The organism is Brevibacterium sp. AGC70, assembly GCF_057334195.1.
Genome location: NZ_JBHFIH010000007.1, coordinates 24,852 through 33,795 on the forward strand (window position 1 = coordinate 24,852; position 8,944 = coordinate 33,795).

The window sequence follows — 8,944 nt, forward strand, 5'->3', positions numbered from 1 at the left end:
TTAAAGCAGTTCAGTCCCAGGTGAGGCGTTCCAGGCCTGACAGGACGAGGTCGAGGCCCATGATGAAGTCCGATGCCTCGTCGAGATTCTCGAACTCGCCGAGCACGGAGTGCACGAAGGGGAAGTCCTCTTCACTGAAACTTGCCCAGTGGTCGATCTGGGCAGTGTGTTGGGCTTCACCATCCTCGGCGGCTTCGCGTTCGATCGCACGCTGAGAGACTTCCGCGCCCATGCCGGAAGCATAGGTGGACACGACCATTGACGCCTGAAGCTGGCGGGTCAGGTCCAGTCCACTATTCTGGAGGGCCTGACCGACCAGCTCCCAGTAGGTCAGCGAATTCTGCTCATCGGGGCCCGCCTTGATGAGCTGGGAGGCCAGCCAGCGGTGCTCGAGCATCTGGACGAACAGGCACAGGACGAGCCGTCGAATCTGCAGCAGGCCCTCAGCGGTACCGGTGCTCGTGCGGCCATCGGGCTCAGGGGGAGGATAGTTCTCCAACTGCTTCGGGTGCGGCTGATCAGCACGTTCGAGGGCCTCGGCCTCGTCCAATGCACGTCCCAACAGCTCATCGGACACGATGGCCATCAGTTGGTCCTTGCCGGCGGCGTACCAGTAGAGACTGGCCACGCCGCTGTCGAGCTGTGCGGCCAGTCCGCGCAGTGTCATCTTCTCCGCCCCAACGGCGTCGAGCGTGGTGATCGCGGCCTCGATGATCTGCTCCAGCGAGAGGGACGTACGCGTGCGCGCCACCCCACGACCACCTCGGCGTCGGGGAGGAGTGATCCTGCGTTGAGCGTCCTTCGATGAATCACGAGGGCTGTCTCTGCGTGAATTCGCGTTGTGATCGCCTCGCGGACGCGGGGGAGTCTCAGATGCCATGCCTTGAATCTACCGAGAGACTTGCATTCAATCAAACACCGTTCTATGGTCGAACATAGTTCGAGTATAGAACGGAGTTCCATTGGCGAACATTGTTCGATCATTAAGTTCTTCTCTCGCCGGCTCTCCAGCCGACCTTTCGACCTACCCGCGAAAGGACCCACATGTCCTCCTCATACTCCTCGACCTCCTCATCCGTCGATACGCAAGTACTCAAACCGCAGAGTCTCCGAGCTGCCTGGCCTGCTCTTCTCGCTCTGTGTCTGACCATGCTCGTCGAGATGGTCGACAACTCGATTCTCAACGTCGCTCTGCCCACGATCGGGCGAGACCTCAGCGCTTCTCCAGCAGACCTGCAGTGGATCGTCGGCGCCTATTCGCTGACGTTCGGCGGGTTGCTCATGGTTGGCGGGACGATGGGCGACAAGCTTGGTCGCCGTCGGACCCTCCTCTTCGGCCTCGTGCTGTTCGGTCTCACCGGACTCGGCGTGCTGCTCGTCTCCACGCCCGCACAGCTGATCGCGGTGCGAGCACTGGCAGGAGTCTTCGCCGCATTCATCGCCCCATTGACCATGTCGTTGATCTTCCGCCTCTTCGACCGTGATGACCTGCGCACGAGGGCGATCGGCCTCATCGTGGTCGTCTCGATGATCGGCTTCGCCGTGGGCCCGACCATCGCCGGATTGGCGATCACGAATCTGCCCTGGCAGGCACTCCTGGTGGTCAACGCCCCTGTCGCGGTCATCGCCTGGCTCGGTGTGCGTTTCGGGGTCGCCGAGGACGACCCGGCAGACCGTCGCGAAGGCGGTGCCGACATTCCCGGCGGCATCTTGTCTGTGGCCTCGCTGGGCTTCCTCCTCTACGGCTTCACCGCTGGGGTCGAATACGGTTGGGCTGCACCGTTGACGGTGCTCGTCTTCGCCGCCGGTGTGCTCTCCCTTGCCGGATTCATCTGGCGTGAGAAGACCGCCGAGGATCCGATGCTCGATCTCAAACTGCTCGCCCTGCCGACAGTGAGCGGGTCAGCGATTCTGCAGACCGCGACAATGATCGCCATGGTCGGAGTCATGTTCGTCTCGACTCAGCTCTACCAGTTCGCCTGGGGTTGGTCCGCTTTCCAGGCGGGATTGGCGAACCTTCCGTTCGTCGCGGGCATGCTGCTCGCCGGCCCGTTCGTCGATCGCGCCGTGGCCCGATTCGGCCACCGTAAGACCTCGATCGGCGGTATTGCGCTCGTCATCGTCAGCCTCATCATCTGGATCTTCGCGCTCACACACGGCTTCCTCTGGTGCGCGGTCGGGATGCTCATCATGACTATGGGGATGCGGACGATCATGACGACTGGTGCGGTCGCCCTCCTCGGCGCCCTGCCTGAGACGCACACGTCGATCGGATCGGCGCTCAACGACACCGCTCAAGAGCTCGGCAATGCAGTGGGCGTTGCGATAGTCGGCACGATCATGGCCACGGTTCTCGGCAGCACACTGCCGCAGGGGGCCTGGGATTCGGCGACGGTTGCCGGCTTCGTGCACTCACAGCAGATTTCGTTCACGGTCCTCGCCGGTATCGTACTGGTGATGTCGATCATCGGGGTTCGCACGTTGACCGACTCGAGGGAAGTCGACGAGCATTGAGCAGGTGCCCGGGAGCCCGTTTCGCAACCAAGCTCAGTCGACGAGGCGCAAACCTCGGAAGCGGTTGAGCGCCGCCGCGATCTCCTGTGCACGGGGGCGGGCGACATGCCCCGGATGATCGCGGTTGCCGGTCAGGCCGTCGACTCCCTGCGCATCGAGCATGTCCTCGACCTCCGCCAGAGCCTCGGTGAGTGAGGTCTGGTCGTCGAAGATCTCGGCCAGATACTCAAGCGCCTCGGCGATGCCTGTCGTCTGCTGCGGGTCGACGAGCTGGGATATCGCGGTCAGATCGATGAAGGCCTTGCCGAACTGAACCTGGCCAAGCCCTTTCGCCTTCGCCGACTTCGTCTTCGAGCCGGGGTGCAGCGCCTTCGCGGTTGGGATCCGGGGCCGAGGCGTGGCGAACGCCGATCCTGTGTCATCGGCTGATTTCACCCCCACGAGTTCGTGCGCCTTCTCGGTGACTTCTTGGGGTACGTACGCATCGAGGGCGATGACATGATCAGCCACCTCGAAGAATGCGCTCGATCCACCGGCGACCAGCACCGTGGAAACGCCTCGGTGGGTGAACAGCGGACGGATGCGATCGACGAAAGGGGTGATGGGTTCGCGGTCGGCTGGAATCAGAGCACGCATCCGATCGTCGCGGATCATGAAGTTCGTCGCCGAGGTGTCCTCGTCGATGAGCAGCGAACGAGCACCGACTTCCACAGCCTCCACGAGGTTGGCCGCCTGCGACGTGGACCCGCTCGCGTTCGTTGTGGTGAAGGCTCTCGTGTCAGTGCCGGATGGCAGATTGTTGATGAAGGGCGAGATGTCGTCGCCGGTCACGGCACGACCGTCCTCGGCCCGGATGGAGGTGGCACTGGGTTCCGTGATGACCCACTCACGCCCGTCGCCGGCGATGTGGGGGTAGACGCCGCGTTCGAGGGCACGCAGGATCGTCGACTTGCCGTGATAGCCGCCGCCGACGATGACAGTGACTCCACGGGGGATCGCCATGCCGGTGAGCCTGCGTCCGCTCGAGAGCGTGAATGTGTGCTCGAGGGAACTCGGGCTGGTGAAGGCCACAGCGTTCGAATCCATGGGCACGTCAGAATCCCCGGATCGCCTCGGCAGAATCGCGCCATTGCCGATGAACGCGAGAAGACCTTCCTCGCCGAGGTGGCTCTGCAGTTCCAGCTGATCCCGGTGGAGTTGGACATGCTCGCGCAGGTCGTCGCTGGACTGGTTCCTGCCAGACTGGACCTGGCTGGGCTGGTTCTTGCCGGGCTGGTTCTTAGCGGGCGGGTAAGCGGCAGCGAGATTGGAGTAGATGAACATGGTTTGAGCGAGCTCGGGCACATCCCGGGTGAGGATGTCCGCGGCCTGATGGCCCAGGATGCGACGGCCTCGAGCCGGGAGATTGACGAGCAGGCGTGCCTCGAAGCCTTCGTCATCGATGAGGACGTTGGTGCGTTCGAGCACCTCCTGTCCCGGACGGCCGAGGATGATCGAACGCCGGTCATTGCGGTGCAGGAATGAATCACCGACGCGGAAGAGGAAGTCGGCGGCTGCGATGCGATCTGCGCGTTCGGTGGTGATGTCAGTGGGGAACCCCGCCTCGGCGCGGTTGATCCTGATCCGGACCTTCGACGGTGAGGCGAAAGGATCGACCTGGACTCGGTCGATGAACACGGTGAACGACCCGAACTCGTAGCTGCCACGGATCTGCTTGTAATTTCCGTAGCTGCGGCCATCGAGGTTGTGCAGAGTGGATGCGAGATTCGATCGTGGGGAGTTCATCCGTGGAATGCTACTTGATTGTGGTCAACGCAGGCCACGACGAGCCCCGTGCTTCGCCAGAACTTTCCCCGGTGCTCCGCGATCAGGCTCTCGGCGGCTTCGCGATCAGGCTCTCTGTGGCTTCGCGATCAGTTGCGTTCGCGTCCCAGATAGAAATCTGCGGCGTTGTCCCAGCACACGGCGGCGAGTTCCTCTGCTGACAGGGTGTCACGGATGATGTCGAAATCTGTGTTCTCGAACGGCCGAGGAGCCCTGGTCGACGGCAGATCCGTGCCCACCATGAGTGCCGAGGGGTCAACGTCGACGATCGCTCGCATCGCGGTGGCAGGGTCGAGTTCGACTCGGCCGAAGCCTGTCGCCTTCACCTTGACGCCACGTTCGACCAGTTTCAGCAGGGCGGGCAGTCCGTCGCTGTGCATGCCGAAATGGTCAATGCTCACGGCGGGCAGTCCGGCGATGCGGTCGCTGAGATCCTCATCGATGCTGCGGGCATCGATGTAGAGCTCCGAGTGCCACCCGGCGAGGTCATGGACCCGACGAGCCATATGTTCCATGTCGTCCAAGACTGCTGACCCTCCGCGGGCGACGTTGAAGCGCAGTGCTTTGATTCCGTCGCGGTCGAGCTCCAGGATGCGATCATCGGACGTGTCGACGGGAAGTTGAGTGACGCCGACGAAATCGGGGCCAAGAGTGCTCAAAGCATCGACAAGATAGCACTGGTCGAACCCTTGGAATGACCCGGCGACCACTGCTCCCCCGGCAATGCCCAGACCGCTGATGCGCATCAGATAATCCTCGACCGTGAAAGGGTCCGGCAGGTAGCCGTTGTTCTCGACGAGAGGATGCTTGGGGTCGATGATGTGCAGGTGTGAGTCGAAGATCGGGGTCGGAGAATCCATGGCCCCAATCTACCCCGTATTCGGCAAGGCACATTTCATCTCAAAGGGTAGCCGCGTGGTCGGCGAATGCGGAACTTGAACTGTGGAGCCCTGTCGTGTGCTGAGGGTGCCCTGCGGCGAGGTGGGGGCGTCCTGCGACGAAGTGGGGGCGCACTGCCGTGAGAACGGTGTCCCAGTCCCACCTATCGGCACTGCGAGTAACGATCTCGACAATATGACCGCTGGTCGGGACACGGGTGAGGCAGGTAAGCGGACGCTCGGTATATTGTGAGGTAGTTCACAACAGACCCTGAACAACATGGCTTGAGCATGATGACCCGAGCATCCGAAAGGACAATGATGTCCGCACGTCCTTCTGAGGCGTCGCCTGCGAACCCGATACCGCAGACGAACGTCGACGAACTGATCGCGCAGTACGATGAGGAGCTTCCTCAGCGCACCCTGACACGCAGGCTCGACCTCGGCGTGGGAATCGTGTGTTTCGTCGTGTCACTGTTCGTTCTCAAACAGGTGTTCTTCCCGCTGACTCAAGGCAATCAGTACTACCTCATGTGGTTCCTGGCGTTCGTCCTGCCACTGGTCTTCATCTGCTACCGGCCAGGTTTCGGTCGTAAGAGTGACGTCGCCGACCAGGCCCTGGAAGTCGCCGAGGCTGTCGACAGCGATGTCGCTGCTGGCAGCGGTGCGGCTGCTGACTCCACCGCGAAGCCACGCAGGAAGGCAACGCGCCGGTCGAACGACAATCCGTCGATCATCGACTGGGTGCTCGTCGTTCTCACCTTCCTCACCTGCGCCTACCCGGTGCTGCCCTTCTTCTCCGGCGGCTTCAACGAGTTCCTCAACCGGCAGGGCTCGCTGACCTCGCTCGACGTCATCATGGGCGGCGTTCTCCTCCTCCTCGTCCTTGAGGCGACGCGCAGAACCACTGGCCTGATTCTGCCGATCTTCTGCATCGTCTTCTTTCTCTACAGCTACTACGGCGCCTACATTCCGATCGGTTGGCCAGGATCCCATGCGGGCCAGAACTTCGACCAGATCGTCAATGCCCTGTACAACGATGCATCCGGCTTCTACGGCATCCCCCTCGACGTCGCGGCCACCTACATCGTCCTCTTCACGATCTACGGAGCCGTCCTCGACAAGACCGGGGCAGCAACCTTCTTCATCGACCTGAGCTTCTCACTATTCAAGAAGTCGAAGGCCGCGCCGGGACGAACCGTCGCTCTCTCCGGCTTCCTCCTGGGCACGGTCTCCGGCTCCGGCACCGCCACTGCAGTCTCGCTCGGTGCCGTGACCTGGCCCGTGTTGAAGAAGGCCGGCTACCCGAAGGAGAACGCGGGTGGAATGCTCGCAGCCTCCGGTATCGGTGCGATCCTCTCACCTCCGACCCTTGGTGCCGCCGCCTTCATCATCGCGGAGCTGCTCAACGTCTCCTATGGACTCGTCCTGCTGTGGGCAGTGGTCCCGACCCTTCTGTACTACCTGGGCATCTTCCTCGCCATCGAAATCGACTCCCGCAAGATCGAGGTCGACTACACGCCGCCTCCTGGCCTGCGCGCGTGGCCCATCCTGAAGCGAGGCTTCTACCACTTCATCTCGTTGAGCATCATCGTCGTCTTCCTCTCAATGGGCATGGCACCTTTCAAAGCCGTCGTCTACGCCACCCTGGTGGGCATCGGCTTCGGGATCATCGAAATCGTCATCTCCCGCCTCGGCGAACCGAAGGCGATTCTCCTCGCGATCTGGGACGTCTTCTACGGGGCACTGTCCTCGGGCATCCGCTCGGTCCTGCCGGTGACCAGCGTCTGCGCGGCCGCAGGCATCATCGTCTCGACGATCACGAAGACAGGCCTCGGCCAGGTCATCTCCGACATCCTCATCAAGGGCGCGCAGGCATTGTCGACAGACCCGACCGCAGTCCTCATCTTCACCTGCATCTTCGCTGCCGTGGCCGTGACCATCCTCGGCCTGGCGGTGCCCGTGACGGCCTCGTTTATAATCAGCTGGGTCATCGTGGGCCCGGCACTGATCTCACTTGGTGTCCCCGAGGCGGCCGCCGCGATGTTCATCTTCTACTACGCCGTACTGTCCGAGGTCTCACCCCCGACCGCTCTGGCGGCCGTCGCGTCCTCGGCGATCACCGGCGGCCGGGTCATCGCAACGATGTGGCAGGCCTGCAAGTACGCGATTCCTGCATTCCTGGTGCCGCTGGCCTTCACCTTCACACCCGAGGGCGCGAGCCTCGTGGCCCAGGGCGGATTCATCGGCGCGGTATGGACCGGGTTCGTCTCCGCATTCGCCGTGGCCGCACTCGCTGCCGGTGCCGGTGGCTGGATCATCCGCCGTGCGGGCTGGCCAGAGCGCATCCTGTGCTTCATCGCCGCAGGAGCCCTGCTCTACCTGCAGCCCATGTCGATGATGATCGGGTTCTCCGCCCTCATCCTCGCCGTCATCCTTCACCTGCTGCTGCGTCGCAAACCGAAGACCACCTCGGCGATGACCAGCGATATCGGATCGACCGAAACACACTCGGCCGGATCTCCGGCCGAGTCCAACTGAGAAAGGGACGAATTCCATGAAGCGAACAAGGATGTTCACAATCACGGCGTCAGCCGTTGCCGCGGTGCTGGCGTTGAGCTCATGCGGCGGTAAGCAGGAAGCCAAACCGGCAGGCGAAGGCGGCGGCGACTGCACCGCGGCCTCCGGGCAGATCACCGTCGCCACCGGAAACTCGACGGGCGTGTACTACGTCCTCGGCGGCGGTCTGGCGCAGATCATCTCCGACAACTCCGATCTGAAGGCCACCGCGGCCGAGACCGGTGCCTCCGTGCAGAACCTGCAGCAGCTGTCATCCGGGGACTACGACGTCGCGTTCTCACTCGCCGATACAGCGGCCGATGCGGTCAACGGTGACGCGGACTTCAAGAAGCCGGAGGACATCTCGGCACTGACGCGCATCTATTCGAACTTCACTCACGTGGTCGTGCGCAAGGATGCAGGCATCGAATCCGTCAAGGACTTCAAGGGCAAGACGATCTCCACCGGCTCGCCGAAGTCCGGCACCGAGGTCATTGCCAACCGCCTCATCGAAACGGCAGGGCTCAAAAAGGACGATGTGACAACTCAGCGCCTCGACCTGACCAAGACCGTTGACGGAATGAAGGACGGCACGATCGACGGCATGGTGTGGTCCGGCGGGCTGCCGACGGCTGGCGTCACCGACCTCTTCACCTCGAACGGCAAGGACGTCGAATTCATCGACATCACCAAGCTCGAGGACCCGATGAAGGAGATCAACCCGGTCTACGAGGTCGAGGAGATCCCCGCCGACACATACAAGGGTGTGAAGGCCGTCAAGACCATCGTCACTCCCAATGTCCTCATGGTCCGCAACGACATGGACGAAGGCACCGCGTGCGCTCTGACGAAGCTGATCTACGACAAGAAGGCCGATCTGGAGAAGGTCCACGCAGCGGCCAAGGAGATTGAGGTCGAAAACGCCGAGACACCTGACCCGATCAAACTCCACCCGGGCTCGAAGAAGGCCTTGGAGGAACTGAACAAGTAGGGAGCTGCCGGCAGCTGGCTGACGGCTGGTTGTCTGAGACTGATTGTCTGAGGCTGGTTGGAATCAAGCCGCGTGGGCTCAGAGTCCTGCGGGTCCTCCGCTCGGTCAGCAACCGCACGCGAGGTGTGCTTCGCGTGAGCTCTACAGGTTAAGTCAGGCTGAGTTGGTTGCAACCTAC

General features: G+C 62.4%; 6 protein-coding genes. 3 read left to right on the forward strand and 3 right to left on the reverse strand.

Annotated features, from left to right (window positions below):
- Window positions 1-10: 10 nt before the first annotated feature.
- The gene (locus ACE03M_RS05160) at window positions 11-880 is read right to left on the reverse strand and encodes a TetR/AcrR family transcriptional regulator (protein ID WP_485933024.1); all 870 of its coding nucleotides are present in this window, start codon (window positions 878-880) and stop codon (window positions 11-13) included.
- Window positions 881-1,044: 164 nt separating this feature from the next.
- On the opposite strand from ACE03M_RS05160, the gene ACE03M_RS05165 reads away from it, so the two are divergent.
- Window positions 1,045-2,514, forward strand: coding sequence for an MFS transporter (locus tag ACE03M_RS05165; RefSeq protein ID WP_485933025.1), 1,470 nt, complete (start codon window positions 1,045-1,047; stop codon window positions 2,512-2,514).
- 33 nt (window positions 2,515-2,547) lie between these two features.
- Here ACE03M_RS05165 and ACE03M_RS05170 read toward each other — a convergent pair whose 3' ends face one another.
- Entirely contained in the window at window positions 2,548-4,299 is a 1,752-nt protein-coding gene (locus ACE03M_RS05170) for an ABC-ATPase domain-containing protein (RefSeq protein ID WP_485933026.1), read from the reverse strand.
- 128 nt (window positions 4,300-4,427) lie between these two features.
- Complete coding sequence (locus ACE03M_RS05175) at window positions 4,428-5,198, reverse strand: amidohydrolase family protein (RefSeq protein ID WP_143923136.1); 771 nt, start codon at window positions 5,196-5,198, stop codon at window positions 4,428-4,430.
- 339 nt (window positions 5,199-5,537) lie between these two features.
- Between ACE03M_RS05175 and ACE03M_RS05180 the strand changes: the two genes are divergently transcribed.
- The gene (locus ACE03M_RS05180) at window positions 5,538-7,757 is read left to right on the forward strand and encodes a TRAP transporter permease (RefSeq protein ID WP_485933027.1); all 2,220 of its coding nucleotides are present in this window, start codon (window positions 5,538-5,540) and stop codon (window positions 7,755-7,757) included.
- 16 nt (window positions 7,758-7,773) lie between these two features.
- Window positions 7,774-8,766: a TAXI family TRAP transporter solute-binding subunit gene (locus tag ACE03M_RS05185; protein ID WP_143923137.1), complete on the forward strand. Its 993-nt coding sequence runs from the start codon at window positions 7,774-7,776 to the stop codon at window positions 8,764-8,766.
- Window positions 8,767-8,944 lie beyond the last annotated feature (178 nt).